This window comes from Pseudomonas berkeleyensis (genome assembly GCF_014109765.1).
Taxonomy (GTDB): domain Bacteria; phylum Pseudomonadota; class Gammaproteobacteria; order Pseudomonadales; family Pseudomonadaceae; genus Aquipseudomonas; species Aquipseudomonas berkeleyensis.
Genome location: NZ_CP059139.1, coordinates 4,358,616 through 4,371,384 on the forward strand (window position 1 = coordinate 4,358,616; position 12,769 = coordinate 4,371,384).

Here is a 12,769-nt window from a genome sequence, read left to right on the forward strand (position 1 = left end):
AATATCACGGCCGCTCGGTTTCCACCCACCCACCAGGTCAATTCTATGTCCCTGTTTTCCCTGTTCGGCGCCCTCGAGATCGGCCTGATCTTCAGTCTGGTGGCGCTTGGCGTATTCATCTCCTTCCGTCTGCTGCGCTTTCCCGACCTTACCGTGGACGGCAGTTTCCCCTTGGGCGGCGCGGTCTGCGCTGTCCTCATCGCCAATGGCACCGACCCGTTCCTGGCCACGCTGATCGCCACCGCCGCCGGCGCGCTGGCTGGCGTGGTCACTGCGGTGCTCAACGTGCACCTGAAGATCATGGATCTGCTGGCCAGCATCCTGATGATGATCGCGCTGTATTCGATCAACCTGCGCATCATGGGGCGGCCGAACATCCCGCTGATCATGGAGCCAACCATCTTCACCGTGCTGCAACCCGAGTGGTTGATCGACTACATCGCCCGGCCGCTGATCCTGCTGGTAGTGGTGATCGGCGCCAAGCTGGCACTGGATAGCTACTTCGCCACTCAGCAAGGTCTGGCCATCCGCGCCACCGGCTCCAACCCGCGCATGGCGCGCTCGCAAGGCGTCAACACCGGCGCCATGGTCATCCTCGGCATGGCCATCTCCAACGCACTGGTAGCCCTGGCCGGCTCGCTGTTCGCGCAGACTCAAGGCGGCGCGGATATCTCCATGGGGATCGGCACCATCGTCATCGGCCTGGCCGCTGTGATCGTCGGCGAAAGCATTCTGCCGGCACGCCGCCTGTTCTACCTCACCCTGGCGGTGATCCTCGGCGCCATCGTCTACCGCTTCTTCATCGCCCTGGCGCTGAACAGCGACTTCATCGGTCTGCAGGCGCAGGATCTGAACCTGGTCACCGCCGTGCTGGTGGTCATCGCCCTGGTCATCCCGCTGGCGAAGAAACGCCTGGCTCGCAGGAGGCACATCTGATGCTCAGTGCCCAGAACCTCAAGATCACCTTCAACCCCGGCACGCCGATTGAAACCCGCGCACTGCAGGGCCTGTCGCTGGACATCCCGAGCGGCCAGTTCGTCACCGTGATCGGCACCAACGGCGCCGGCAAGTCCACCTTCCTCAACGCCGTGTCCGGCGATCTGCCGGTGGACAGCGGCACGATCATGATCGACGAGCAGGACGTCACCCGCCTGCCCGTCTGGAGCCGCGCCCAGCGTGTCGCCCGCGTGTTCCAGGATCCAATGGCAGGCACCTGCGAAGACCTCACCATCGAAGAGAACATGGCCCTGGCGCAGCAACGCGGCCAGCGTCGTGGTCTCGGCCGAGCGGTGCGTGCCTCCATGCGCGAGGGCTTCCGCGAAAGCCTGGCGACCCTCGGCCTGGGCCTGGAAAACCGCCTGAGCGATCGCATCGGCCTGCTTTCCGGCGGTCAGCGCCAAGCGGTCAGCCTGCTGATGGCAGCGCTGCAACCCTCGCGCATCCTGCTGCTCGACGAACACACCGCGGCACTCGACCCGCGCACCGCCGATTTCGTCCTGCAACTGACCGCACGCATCGTTGCCGAGAAACAGCTGACCACCATGATGGTCACCCACAGCATGCGCCAGGCGCTGGATGTCGGTGACCGCACGGTGATGCTGCACCAGGGCCAGGTGGTGCTGGACGTTGCCGGCGAGCAGCGCAAGGGCCTGGATGTGCCGGATCTGCTGCAAATGTTCGAGAAGGTGCGTGGCGAGAAGCTGGCCGACGACGCCCTGTTGCTGAGTTGACCCCTTGTAGGGTGCGCCATGCGCACCGAAACGTCCGCGGCACCTTCCCGGTGCGCACGGCGCACCCTACGCATGCCGATCCTCGCCCTCAACGCACACTGCGTTAAACGCCGGGAAACGACTGCGAAAGCCTTCCGAACGCATAGCCTCTTCACCTCGGATGCATAGGCTGGCAGGATTACCCCCTGCCAGCCGCCCGCAGGCGGTGTAACCGGAGCCACCAGCGCTCACCGCGCCCATGACCCTGCACCTGAGCTTCACCTCTACTCTGCCCGCCGAACCGGAATGCGTCTGGCGCTGGATCACTGACGTGCGCAGCCTGCGCGCCGAGATGCATCCCTGGCTGTGGATGAGCGTACCCAAAGGGGTGCGCAACCTCGAAGACCTGCCCGTAGAAGCCGGCAAGCCGCTGTTCACCAGCTGGTTGTGGCTGTTCGGCATCCTGCCCATCGGCATCTCGCGCCTGACTCTGCAGTCGCTGACGCCCGGCAGCGGCTTCGTCGAGCAATCACCGATGACCGGCATGCGCCGCTGGCGCCACGCCCGACGTATCGAAATCGTCGATGGCGGCACTCGGGTGGTCGACGACCTGACCATCGATCCGATTCTGCCGGCCGTGCTGGTAGAGCCCTTTCTGCAACTCTTCTTCGGCAGCCGCCATCGCACCCTGCGTCGCCGCGCGGCACGCCAGGCTCACTGAACGCTCAGTTGAGCTGCCCCATGAACGCCACCAGCGCGGTACGGCTGTCGATGTTGAGCTTCTCGAAGATACGCACCACATAGGTCTTGGCCGTCGCCAGGGTGATGTTCATCGCCTCGGCGATCTCGCGATTGGAGGCTCCAGCCCCGATCAACGCGGCGACCTGCCTTTCACGCACGCTCAGGCCGCAAGCATCCAGACGCTGCTCCAGTTGCAGCTGACGAACATGTGGATGGGCGCTGAAGCTGGCCTGCAGCAGACGCTGCAATGCCACCAGGCCTGTCGTATCGACCTTGATAGGGGGGTCGCCCAGCGTTCGCAGAAAACCGATGCCGCCAAAAGCCGCATGTTCACCCCAGAACATCAGGTCGACGGTATCGAGCACGCCATAGGTATCGAGATAGCCCTGATAGTGACGCATCTCGGCGCGGTTCTGCGATTCGCGAGCAATGCTCAGTACGCCAACGCTGTCGTGTCGCGCCAGCATGCGGCTGACGCACATCGGGTCGAACGGCTGCATGCCACGACGGTACTGTTCGAGAAATCCGGGAGGCACATCCAGCGTCTCGAGCACCTGCATCTCCTGGCGCCGGCGATCCACCCAATAGAACAGGGCGCCACTGACGCCAAGAAAATCGCGACTGAAGTGCATGGCCTCCCTGACCAGTAGATCACCCTTGGCCGTTTGCATCGTACTCATGACAGGCACTCTCGGGATTGTTGAACACAGGCGTGGATGCCATGCCTCTGCAAGCAATCGACATGCCGCGTCCGAAAGGTGCTCCAGAAGCCTGTGGGGCAGCCTGCAAGCACCACAACAGAGCTTCGCCCCGGCAATTGCACCAAGAGCGTGAAAAACACCGAAATCGCGAAATTTTGTCCATCTTCGGATGGATTGTTGCGTTTTCACGGGCTGCCTACTCTCGCCTCGACCTGTTAGCCACGACCGTCGAGGTAACCCTGATGACACTCAACCGCCTGCCCAATACCGCCACCGCCGAGCAGATCAGCCAGTCACTGCGCGAGCACGGCTACGTGATCGTCGACGAGTTGGCCAGCGCCGAGCAGATGGATCGCATTGCCGCCGAAATGGCGCCCTATATCCAGGACACGGCCTACGGCAAGGACAACTTCATCGGCCATCAGACCAAGCGCACCGGCTCGCTCATCGCCCGTTCACCGGCGGCCCGCGAGCTGGTCATGCACCCTTCCGTGCTGGGCGCCACCGAACTGTTCCTGGCACATGCCTCGACCTTCCAGCTGCACCTGACGCAGATCATCAGCGTCTTCCCCGGATCGCCCGCGCAAATGCTGCACCAGGACGAACTGGCCTGGGACTTCTTCCCCTTCCCTGACGACTATCAGGTGCAATGCAACCTGCTCTGGGCCATGACCGACTACACCGAGGAAAACGGCGCCACTCGCATCGTCCCCGGCAGCCAGTTCGTCGGACGCAAGCAGAAATACACTGAGGAGCAGAGCATTGCGGCCGTGATGAAACGCGGCTCGGCCCTGTTCTACACCGGCAAGATCTATCACGGCGCTGGCAGCAACCGCTCCGACGCCATCCGCCAGGCCATCAACATCACCTATGCCGTGGGCTGGGTACGTCAGGAGGAAAACCAGTACCTGTCCTGTCCGCGCGAAATCGCCCAGACCCTGCCCGATGACCTGCTCAAGGTCATGGGCTACCAGTACGGCTGCTTCGCCCTTGGCTACACCCGCGACTTCGAGGATCCGCTGACCGCCCTGCGTGACGACGTCGCTCCCGTGGCCATGAGCATCGAACTGGTCGATGCGCAGCGCGCGGACAACGGCGGCAGCTTCCGCCATAACCTGCAAAGCGAAAGCGCCTGAGGAGAGCACGCCATGATCACGCGTAACACACCCGAGATCGGCTACCTGGGCCAGGACGTCTTCGAGGCCTTTGCCTTCCACCAGTCGGTACGGGCCGGCGATACGCTCTACCTGTCCGGCATCGCCCCCCTGCGTGGCAACCTGGAAAGCCTGGAACTGGTGGGCGAAGGCGACATCGGCGCGCAGCTGGACTTCGTACTGGACATTCTCGACCGCTGCCTGCAGGCAGAAGGCCTGGAACGCCGCCATCTGGTGACCTGGACGTTCTACACCACCGATATCCAGGCGCTCTCGGCGGTCATCCCCGCCCGTCTCGGGCCCTGGGTCGGTGCGCATCGACCCAGCAGCACGACCCTGGAAATTCAGGGAATGATCCACCCCGCCCAACAGCTCGAGGTCACCGCAATCGCCATGGCCACGCCTTGAGCCGTGACCCCTTGCGTGCCGCGCCACTGGCGCGAACCTCTCCCGCCCACGCGCGCCCTGCCGCGGGGACAACAGAACAGACAACGGGACTAGCAAGCATGAATGACTCGACCGTTGCGCAGAGCGCAGCGAAACCCCATGCCCTCAGTGGCAACCTGGGCATCGTGCCCATCGTCATGATGGTCGTTGCCACCGCCGCCCCACTGACCGTGATGGTGGCCAACACACCGCTGATGATCGGCCTGGGAAACGGTGCCGCCGCACCTTTCGACGCCCTCGCCGCGATGCTGATCATGTTCATGTTCGCCGTCGGCTTCGTCGCCCTGTCACGCCATATCGGCAATGCCGGGGCCTTCTATGCCTGCATCCAGAAAGGCCTGGGCCGCGTGGTCGGCCTCGGTGCGGCGACCCTGGCGATGATTTCCTACTCGCTGTTCATGCTCGCCATCGGCACCTACGTCGGCTACGCCTCGAGCGAGCTGCTCGACAGCCTGTTCGGCATTGCGCCTCCCTGGTGGCAACTGACCCTGGCTGCGATCGTCGTGATCGGTGTACTGGGCTATCGGCGTATCGAAATGAGCTCGAAGTTCCTTGGTGTCGCCCTGATCCTGGAAATCGCCGTGGTACTGGTGATCGACCTGCTGGTCGTGGCCGACAAGGGTATCGCCGGCCTGCCGCTGGAGTCCTTCCAGCCCGAGCACATTCTCTCCGGCTCGCCGGGCCTGGGGATTCTGTTCGCGATCTATTCGTTCATCGGTTTCGAATCCACGGTGATCTACCGCGAGGAAGCACGAAATCCGGAGCGCACCATTCCCATCGCCACCTACACCGCCGTGTTCAGCGTGGGCATCTTCTATGTTCTGTCGATGTGGTGCGCAGTCGCCGGTATCGGTGTCGAACAGATCGTCGCCTTCGCCAACGAACACCCCGGCGACATGTACCTGCTCCTGGCCGAACAGCACCTCGGCAAAGCCTTCAGCGATGTAATCCAGGTGCTGCTGATCACCAGCCTGTTCGCCTGCATGCTGTCGCTGCACAACATCGTCGTTCGCTACCAGTACATTCTTGGCAAGTACTCGGTACTGCCGGCGCGCTGCTCACGCATCCACGAGCAACACGGCTCGCCCTACATCGCCTCGCTGCTGCAGAGCGCCTTTGCCCTGGTCGGCATCCTGCTGCTGACCCTGGCCGGCCTCGATCCGGTCACGCAGATCTACGCCTGGGGCGCCACCGCCGGTACCATCGGTTACATGGTGATTCTCGCCCTGACCAGCCTGGCCGTTCTGGTCTACTTCAAGCGCAGTGGCAGCGATACCCGCCTGTGGCATACACGCATCGCCCCGCTGGGCGGCCTGATCGGCATCCTCGCCTGTCTGGCCATTGCCATCGCCAACCTGCCCATGCTGATCGGTGGCGACGATGCCGACGATATCGCCAAGCTCATGGGCCTGGGTGTCGCCTGCGCTTTTGCACTTGGCAGCATCTCGGCCCTGCTTCTGAAGGGGCGCGCCCCTGAGCGCTACCTGGCGCTACGCGAACTGGCCTGAGAACCTGACGGGCTTGTCATCCGACAAGCCCGGCTCATGGCACAACCGGTTTGCAGACGGTATTCTCCGGATTCTTCTGCACAGCCGGATACCGCCCAAATGGATGTGAGCAAGACCAAGACCAGCTTCTACCGCCGTCTCTACGTTGCCTGGCTGATCGACAGCGGCCAGGCCACCAACGTACCGGCACTGATGGAGGCGACCGGCATGCCGCGGCGTACCGCTCAGGACACGCTCACAGCGTTGGTCGAGCTGGACATCGACTGCCCGTTCCAGCAGGCCGATGGCGAGCGCAACAATGCCGGGCACTACCGGATTCGCGACTGGGGCCCGATCGACAGGCAGTGGATTGCCGCCAATCTGCAGCAGATCAAGACGACGCTCGGCTATCCCTGAGATCCTTGGCCCGGTCTTTCAAGGAGCCCGCATGAACCCCGACCTGCTCTGGACGCTGGCACTGCTCGCCGGCGCCGTCACCCTCTTCGTCATCGGCAAACCACGCATGGACGTGGTGGCCCTGCTGGTGCTGGTCGCCCTGCCGTTGAGCGGTGTGCTTACCGTGCAGCAATCGCTGTCCGGTTTCAGCGACCCCAACGTGATACTGATCGCGGCGTTGTTCGTCATCGGCACCGCGCTGGTGCGCACAGGCATCGCCTACCGCCTCGGCGACTGGCTGGTGAAGAAGGCCGGCAGCAGCGAAACCCGGCTGCTGATCCTGCTGATGCTGGCTGCCGCCGGCCTCGGCTCGGTAATGAGTTCCACCGGCGTGGTGGCGATCTTCATTCCCGTGGTGCTCGGCGTCGCAGCGCGCCTGCGCATTTCTCCCGCGCGGCTGATGATGCCGCTGGCCTTCGCCGGGTTGATCAGCGGCATGCTCACCCTGGTAGCCACCGCGCCCAACCTGGTGATTCATGCCGAGCTACGCCGCGCCGGCCTGGAGGGCTTCGGCTTCTTCAGCATGACGCCAGTCGGGCTGGCGATCCTCGTGCTGGGCATCGGCTACATGCTGCTGACCCGCCGCTGGCTGCAACATGGCGATGCACAGGGCGAATCCGCCGCGCCTCGCCTGACCCTGACCGACCTGGCCCAGGCCTACAACCTCGAAGAACGCGAGCGGCGCCTGCGCGTACAGATCAATTCGCCCCTGGCCAACCAGCCGTTGAACGAGCTGGAATTGCGTCAGCAGTACGGCATCAACGTGATCGCCGTGGAGCGCCAGGGCAAGTTCCGCACCCTGCTGCTGATGGCCACCGGCAATACCCAGCTGCAGCCCGGTGACGTGCTGCTGGTGGATCTGATCAGCCCGTCCATCGCCCTGCTCGGCATCTACCAGACCCTGGGCCTGGAGCCCATGCCGCTGCCGCACTCCTATTACAGCGTGCACGCCCATGAACTGGGCCTGGCCGAAGTGGCGATGCCGCCGGAGTCGCAACTGATCGGCAAGACCATTCAGGAGCTGGGTTTTCGCAGCCAGCACAAGCTCAATGTGGTTGGGCTGCGTCGCCATGGCCAGGCGCTGGAAGGCGTGCTGGTGGACGAACGCCTGAAAGCCTCGGACACCCTGCTGGTGGCCGGTGAGTGGAAGGCCATCCGCCGCCTGCAAGGGCTGAGTCGCGACTTCCTGGTGCTCAGCCTGCCTGCCGAAGTGGATGAAGTGGCGCCGGCCGCGCGCAAGGCGCCTTATGCCCTGCTCAGCCTGGCCGTGATGATCGTGCTGATGGTCAGCGGCCTGGTTTCCAACGTGCTCGCCGCGCTGATCGCCTGCCTGCTGATGGGCGCCTTCCGCTGCATCGATCTGGACAGTGCCTATCGCTCGATCCATTGGCCCACGCTGATTCTCATCGTCGGCATGTTGCCCTTCGCCCAGGCGCTGCAACAGACCGGCGGCATCGATCTGGCCGTGCACGGCCTGGTCGCCCTGCTCGGCGATGCTGGCCCTTACGCCATTCTCGCCAGCCTGTTCGCCGCCACAGCACTGATCGGCCTGTTCATTTCCAATACGGCGACCGCCGTGCTGATGGGGCCGGTGGCCATCGCCACGGCACAGACACTGGGCGTGTCACCCTACCCCTTCGCTCTGACGGTTGCACTGGCCGCTTCGGCAGCCTTCATGACGCCGATTTCCTCGCCGGTGAACACGCTGGTGCTGGGGCCAGGTCAGTACCGCTTTAGCGATTTCGTGCGGGTCGGCGTGCCCTTCACCATTCTGGTGATGATCGTCAGCGTGCTGCTGGTACCGCTGATCTTCCCGCTGTGAATCAGGTCAGGCGGCACCGCGAAAGAAACGCCGCCCTGCGCGGCGCAACCAGCCGCCCTCGGAAGCGTCGGCACTCAGCCGACGCAGGTTCTCATTGACCGCCTCGACGTAATTGCGGTCGTCGCTGCGGATATGGCTGAACAACCAGCGTCCCAGCATCCCCTTGAGCTCGTCGGCAATGTCCTCGCCACGATTGAAGCGTTCGCGGTAATCCTCCACACGCTTGATGAACAACGCGTGCACCCGCTTGTGCGCCTTGGTGAAGATGTAGCCCGCCTCTTCGATCATCGCCTCCTCGAAAGCGAAGTGCGAGATGGTGTAGTCGATCAGTTCGTCGATCACCTCCCCTGCCTGCACCTTGCTGGCGGCACGCTGAGCGGCATCCAGCTGATTGATCATCGCGACGATACGCTTGTGCTGATCATCGATGACCGTGATGCCGGTATTGAGGTCGTCGCTCCAGTCCAGGTATGCCATGGTGCCTCCTTGCTGCTGATCGATGAGGCGCGCAGTCTACGGGCACAGGCAAGCGAACCCCATTGACCTGGATCAATACAAGGCCTGCTGTTTTATGGCCACTGGCCATGTTCGTTAAACGCCGCACAGATCGTTCTCACGTTGCTGTGGGTTACGGCATGCCAGCAAAGCATGGGAAAATCGCGCGTCCGACTCCGCAGATCCCCACCATGCCCCAGCCGCCAAAACGTCCACGCAAGCCAGCGCCAGCTGCCGTAAAAACAGCACCGAACAAGGGCGAGCTGCATCCGCGTAATCGTCATCAGGGACGCTACGACTTCCCGGCGCTGATCAGGGTCAGCCCCGAGCTGGGTCAGTTCGTCATCACCAACCCGTACGGCAAACCCAGCATCGACTTCGCCAACCCGGCTGCGGTCAAGGTGTTCAACCGCGCGCTGCTGCGTCAGTACTACGGCATCGAACATTGGGACATTCCCGAAGGCTATCTGTGCCCGCCGATTCCCGGCCGCGCCGATTACCTGCACAACCTCGCCGACCTGCTGGCAAGCGACAATGACGGGCAGATTCCCCGTGGCGAAAACCTGCGCGCACTGGATATCGGCGTCGGCGCCAACTGCATCTATCCGCTGATTGGCCACTGCGAATACGGCTGGCATTTCGTCGGTGCGGACATCGCCGCCGAGGCCCTGACCTCGGCCCGCACCATCGTGCAGAACAACGCGCAGCTGGCGGGTGCGATCGAGCTGCGCCAGCAGGGTAATGCCGAGCACATCTTCCTCGGCCTGCTGCAAGGCGACGAGCGCTTCGACCTGAGCCTGTGCAATCCGCCCTTTCACACCTCCGCCGCCGAGGCCAGCAGCGGCAGCACGCGCAAATGGCGCAACCTCGGCAAGCTCGACCCCAAGCGCAAGCTACCGGTGCTCAACTTCGGCGGCCAGGCGGCCGAACTCTGGTGCCCGGGGGGTGAGGCGGAATTTCTCAAGCGCATGGCCAGCGAAAGTGCGCAGGTGGCTGATCAGGTGCTGTGGTTCAGCAGCCTGGTGTCCAAGAGCGGCAATGTGCAGTTGCTGCAAGGCTGGCTGGCCAAGGCAGGTGCTGTCGAAGTGAGGATTCTCGGCATGTCTCAGGGACAGAAGCAGAGCCGCCTGGTGGCCTGGACGTTCAAGGATGCGCAACAACGCAGCGCCTGGCGCGACAATCGTTGGCGCTGAACCAGTCCGCAACGATCTCGTAACCGGTAGCAACGGCGGACTGTTCGCTGGCGCTCCTGAGTCCACCCTACGCACTGAGCCAGAGCACACACTGCCGGGCGGCCGACCATGTAGGGCGTACCGGGCGGCGATCCGTTCGCGAAGCAGTACGCCACAACGACCCCGTAGTCGGCACCAATGGCGGGCTGTTCGCTGACGCTACGAGCAGCCGGCGCCCCGACCCGCCCTACGCCATGAGCCAGCCCTACGCACTGAGTTTGTAGGGCGTACTCGCGAAGCAGTACGCCACAACGATCCCGCAGCCGGCATCAATGGCGGGCTGTTCGCTGACGCTCCTGAGCTCGCCCTACACTTTGTCAACCGTTACCAGGGCAGCCAGCCGCCCAGCCCCAGCCAAAGCCCTGCCACCGCCATGCTCAGCAGCGTTACCGGCACACCGCTGCGCGCATAGTCGACGAAACCAAGGCTGACACCCTGGCGCTTCGCTCCTTCGGCAACGATCAGATTGACCACGCTGCCGATCAGCAGCAGGTTGCCGGCCAGAGTCGACATCACCGCCAGGCCGATCAGCACCGAGTGCGACAGCTCCGGCATCAGCCCCAGCAGCAACACCACGAACGGCACGTTGCCGATCAGGTTGCCCGCCACCAGCGACGAGGCCGCCAGCGACCACACGCCCTGCGGCAGCAAACCATGCTCGGCCAGCCAGGCGGCGCCTTGCGCCAGCTGCGGCAATTGCAGCGCCGCACCGCTGACCAGGAACAGACCGACGAACAACAGCAGCAGGTTCCAATCCACCTTGTTCACGTAGTCGCGACTGTCCACCCGGCGCGACACCATCACCAGCACCGCCACCAGCAACGCCGACAACTCGCGCGGCAAGGCCGTGGCGAACAAGGCCAGCAAGGCCAGGCTGGCCAACAACGGTTTGAGGTAACTGCGCGCGCCGTAGATGTGCTCGACCGGCGTGTCCTCCACGGCCAATGGCCTGGCCTCGCCCCAGTGGCGATGCCATTGCAGCCAGATCACCGCATAGACGATAAGCATGGCCACCAGCGCAGGCGGGCCGGCCACGGCCACATAGCCCCAGAAGTCCAGGCCACCGGCCTGACCGATGAGAATGTTCTGCGGGTTGCCGATCAGGCTGGCAGCGGAGCCGGCATTGCACGACAGCGCCAGCGCCAACAGGAACGGCCGCGGCTCCAGCCCACGCAGATGCAGGCTGCGGCAGAGCAGCGGGGTCAGGGCGAAGGCGACGATATCGTTGACCAGAATGGCCGAGAGAAAGCCACCCAGCATCACCACGCCCGCCAGCAATACCGCGGGCCGCTCGGCGTGTTCGGTCAGGTAGCGGTTGAGCCAGGCGTATACGCCAGAAAAGTCGAACTGCGCGGAAACCAGCATCAGCGCCAGCAGCAGCAACAACGCTCCAGGGTCGAGGTGATGCGCCGCGTCATTCATGCTCAGCGCGCCGCTGACCAGCAGCACGACAGCCGCGAAGCAGGCGATCCAACTGCGGTCGATGCGCAGCCCGCGAATGCCACCGGCAGCCATGCCCAGATAGGTCAGAATGAACAGGCCAATGGTCAACCCGGCAGCGAAGGTCATGCGGTATCCACCCGAACGGATGCACGAAACAATCAGCGGACTCTAGCGATGCCGATGCCTGACGGGAATAGCACGCTGCATATTTTTATCGTCACTCAAGGCCGCGCCAGATAAGCCGCGACAAGCGCCTGGTAGACCGACGACTCTCGCTGAATCGCCACCTCGGCCCAGATGCTTTCGGCCAATGCCGGGTCGCGCATCAGCAGCGCATCGGACAGCATCAGGTAATAGGGTTTTTCTTCCAGCAATTGAGGCAATTTTTCTATCTGGCGTGCCAACTGCGGATGACTCTGCAACACGAAATCACCGCGTTGAGTCTGCAATGCCACCGCCTCGACACGGCCATGAATGAGCATCTGCAACAGTGCCAGCGGATCACGACTGGACTCATCGACCTCTGCACCTTGCGCCAGCAGCAGATCACGAATGGAAAAACCGCTGAGCGAGCCGACGCGCCCCTTGAGTTGGTCGAAGCGCTGACCATCCCAGGACACGGCGCTCCCCACTCGGCGATACAGGGTGTAGCGCGAGGTATGCAGACGCCTGAGCTGGTCTGGCCGGCCCTCGGCGTCCGTTGGGTAGTGCCCCATGCGCAGTCGCTCGGCCTTGAAACTGGCCGCGAAGGCGCCGTCGTAAAGGCCTTGCTCCACCCCTGCCAGGCAACGCTTCCAGGGCACCGAAACGTAGGTGACATGCAGCCCGAGCGACTGTTCCACCAGGCCCAGCAGCGCCCTGTTGAGCCCTGTGCCGTCGGTCATCACCCAGGGAAAGGAGTCCTGATCCTCATGACAGAAAGTCAACGAAGGTTGTGCGCCGTAACAGGCACCGCTAAACAACCAGATCAGGCAGTAATGCAGCGCTTTGTGCAAAAAACGAAACTCCCTCACCAGAGCATAGATAGACCCGCATGCTCCTAGGCTACCAATCGTATTGCTGTGACTAAGCATAGGCAGATT

General features: G+C 63.4%; 13 protein-coding genes. 9 read left to right on the forward strand and 4 right to left on the reverse strand.

Annotated elements, in window-relative coordinates; genetic code table 11:
• Positions 1-45 precede the first annotated feature (45 nt).
• The 3 genes from HS968_RS20200 to HS968_RS20210 all read left to right on the forward strand — a co-directional run bounded on the left by HS968_RS20200 (position 46) and on the right by HS968_RS20210 (position 2,430).
• On the forward strand, positions 46-936 hold the full coding sequence (locus HS968_RS20200; protein ID WP_106736916.1) for an ABC transporter permease: 891 nt from the start codon (positions 46-48) through the stop codon (positions 934-936).
• Positions 936-1,730: an ABC transporter ATP-binding protein gene (locus tag HS968_RS20205; protein WP_119693360.1), complete on the forward strand. Its 795-nt coding sequence runs from the start codon at positions 936-938 to the stop codon at positions 1,728-1,730. The genes HS968_RS20200 and HS968_RS20205 overlap by 1 nt, the downstream gene beginning before the upstream one ends.
• Before the next feature lie 238 nt (positions 1,731-1,968).
• Complete coding sequence (locus HS968_RS20210; protein ID WP_182368419.1) at positions 1,969-2,430, forward strand: hypothetical protein; 462 nt, start codon at positions 1,969-1,971, stop codon at positions 2,428-2,430.
• A gap of 4 nt (positions 2,431-2,434) precedes the next feature.
• Here the strand turns inward: HS968_RS20210 and HS968_RS20215 are convergent, their stop codons facing one another.
• The gene (locus HS968_RS20215; protein WP_106736919.1) at positions 2,435-3,130 is read right to left on the reverse strand and encodes a helix-turn-helix transcriptional regulator; all 696 of its coding nucleotides are present in this window, start codon (positions 3,128-3,130) and stop codon (positions 2,435-2,437) included.
• A 263-nt stretch (positions 3,131-3,393) separates the two neighbouring features.
• On the opposite strand from HS968_RS20215, the gene HS968_RS20220 reads away from it, so the two are divergent.
• The 5 genes from HS968_RS20220 to HS968_RS20240 all read left to right on the forward strand — a co-directional run bounded on the left by HS968_RS20220 (position 3,394) and on the right by HS968_RS20240 (position 8,517).
• A complete protein-coding gene (locus HS968_RS20220) occupies positions 3,394-4,287 on the forward strand; it encodes a phytanoyl-CoA dioxygenase family protein (protein ID WP_043094307.1) in 894 nt (297 codons plus the stop codon).
• A 12-nt stretch (positions 4,288-4,299) separates the two neighbouring features.
• The gene (locus HS968_RS20225) at positions 4,300-4,713 is read left to right on the forward strand and encodes a RidA family protein (RefSeq protein WP_043094305.1); all 414 of its coding nucleotides are present in this window, start codon (positions 4,300-4,302) and stop codon (positions 4,711-4,713) included.
• A gap of 98 nt (positions 4,714-4,811) precedes the next feature.
• Positions 4,812-6,260, forward strand: a complete 1,449-nt coding sequence (locus HS968_RS20230; protein ID WP_106736921.1) for an APC family permease — start codon at positions 4,812-4,814, stop codon at positions 6,258-6,260.
• 99 nt (positions 6,261-6,359) lie between these two features.
• The gene (locus HS968_RS20235) at positions 6,360-6,656 is read left to right on the forward strand and encodes a winged helix-turn-helix domain-containing protein (protein WP_182368420.1); all 297 of its coding nucleotides are present in this window, start codon (positions 6,360-6,362) and stop codon (positions 6,654-6,656) included.
• 31 nt (positions 6,657-6,687) lie between these two features.
• On the forward strand, positions 6,688-8,517 hold the full coding sequence (locus HS968_RS20240) for an SLC13 family permease (protein ID WP_182368421.1): 1,830 nt from the start codon (positions 6,688-6,690) through the stop codon (positions 8,515-8,517).
• 6 nt (positions 8,518-8,523) lie between these two features.
• Here HS968_RS20240 and HS968_RS20245 read toward each other — a convergent pair whose 3' ends face one another.
• Positions 8,524-8,994 (reverse strand): bacteriohemerythrin, encoded by a 471-nt coding sequence (locus tag HS968_RS20245; protein WP_182368422.1) that lies wholly within the window; start codon positions 8,992-8,994, stop codon positions 8,524-8,526.
• 209 nt (positions 8,995-9,203) lie between these two features.
• Between HS968_RS20245 and rlmF the strand changes: the two genes are divergently transcribed.
• Positions 9,204-10,205 (forward strand): 23S rRNA (adenine(1618)-N(6))-methyltransferase RlmF, encoded by a 1,002-nt coding sequence (gene rlmF, locus HS968_RS20250; protein ID WP_182368423.1) that lies wholly within the window; start codon positions 9,204-9,206, stop codon positions 10,203-10,205.
• Positions 10,206-10,568: 363 nt separating this feature from the next.
• On the opposite strand, the gene HS968_RS20255 is transcribed toward rlmF, so the two are convergent.
• On the reverse strand, positions 10,569-11,813 hold the full coding sequence (locus HS968_RS20255) for an SLC13 family permease (RefSeq protein WP_182368424.1): 1,245 nt from the start codon (positions 11,811-11,813) through the stop codon (positions 10,569-10,571).
• A gap of 95 nt (positions 11,814-11,908) precedes the next feature.
• Positions 11,909-12,682, reverse strand: coding sequence for a substrate-binding periplasmic protein (locus tag HS968_RS20260; protein WP_182368425.1), 774 nt, complete (start codon positions 12,680-12,682; stop codon positions 11,909-11,911).
• Positions 12,683-12,769: the final 87 nt, after the last annotated feature.

Coding starts and splice junctions, on each gene's coding strand:
- HS968_RS20215 (WP_106736919.1), bottom strand. CDS start 3,130: ATGAGTACGATGCAAACGGCCAAGGGTGATCTACTGGTCAGGGAGGCC.
- HS968_RS20205 (WP_119693360.1), top strand. CDS start 936: ATGCTCAGTGCCCAGAACCTCAAGATCACCTTCAACCCCGGCACGCCG.
- HS968_RS20240 (WP_182368421.1), top strand. CDS start 6,688: ATGAACCCCGACCTGCTCTGGACGCTGGCACTGCTCGCCGGCGCCGTC.
- HS968_RS20220 (WP_043094307.1), top strand. CDS start 3,394: ATGACACTCAACCGCCTGCCCAATACCGCCACCGCCGAGCAGATCAGC.
- HS968_RS20255 (WP_182368424.1), bottom strand. CDS start 11,813: ATGACCTTCGCTGCCGGGTTGACCATTGGCCTGTTCATTCTGACCTAT.
- HS968_RS20230 (WP_106736921.1), top strand. CDS start 4,812: ATGAATGACTCGACCGTTGCGCAGAGCGCAGCGAAACCCCATGCCCTC.
- HS968_RS20200 (WP_106736916.1), top strand. CDS start 46: ATGTCCCTGTTTTCCCTGTTCGGCGCCCTCGAGATCGGCCTGATCTTC.
- HS968_RS20210 (WP_182368419.1), top strand. CDS start 1,969: ATGACCCTGCACCTGAGCTTCACCTCTACTCTGCCCGCCGAACCGGAA.
- HS968_RS20225 (WP_043094305.1), top strand. CDS start 4,300: ATGATCACGCGTAACACACCCGAGATCGGCTACCTGGGCCAGGACGTC.
- HS968_RS20235 (WP_182368420.1), top strand. CDS start 6,360: ATGGATGTGAGCAAGACCAAGACCAGCTTCTACCGCCGTCTCTACGTT.
- rlmF (WP_182368423.1), top strand. CDS start 9,204: ATGCCCCAGCCGCCAAAACGTCCACGCAAGCCAGCGCCAGCTGCCGTA.
- HS968_RS20245 (WP_182368422.1), bottom strand. CDS start 8,994: ATGGCATACCTGGACTGGAGCGACGACCTCAATACCGGCATCACGGTC.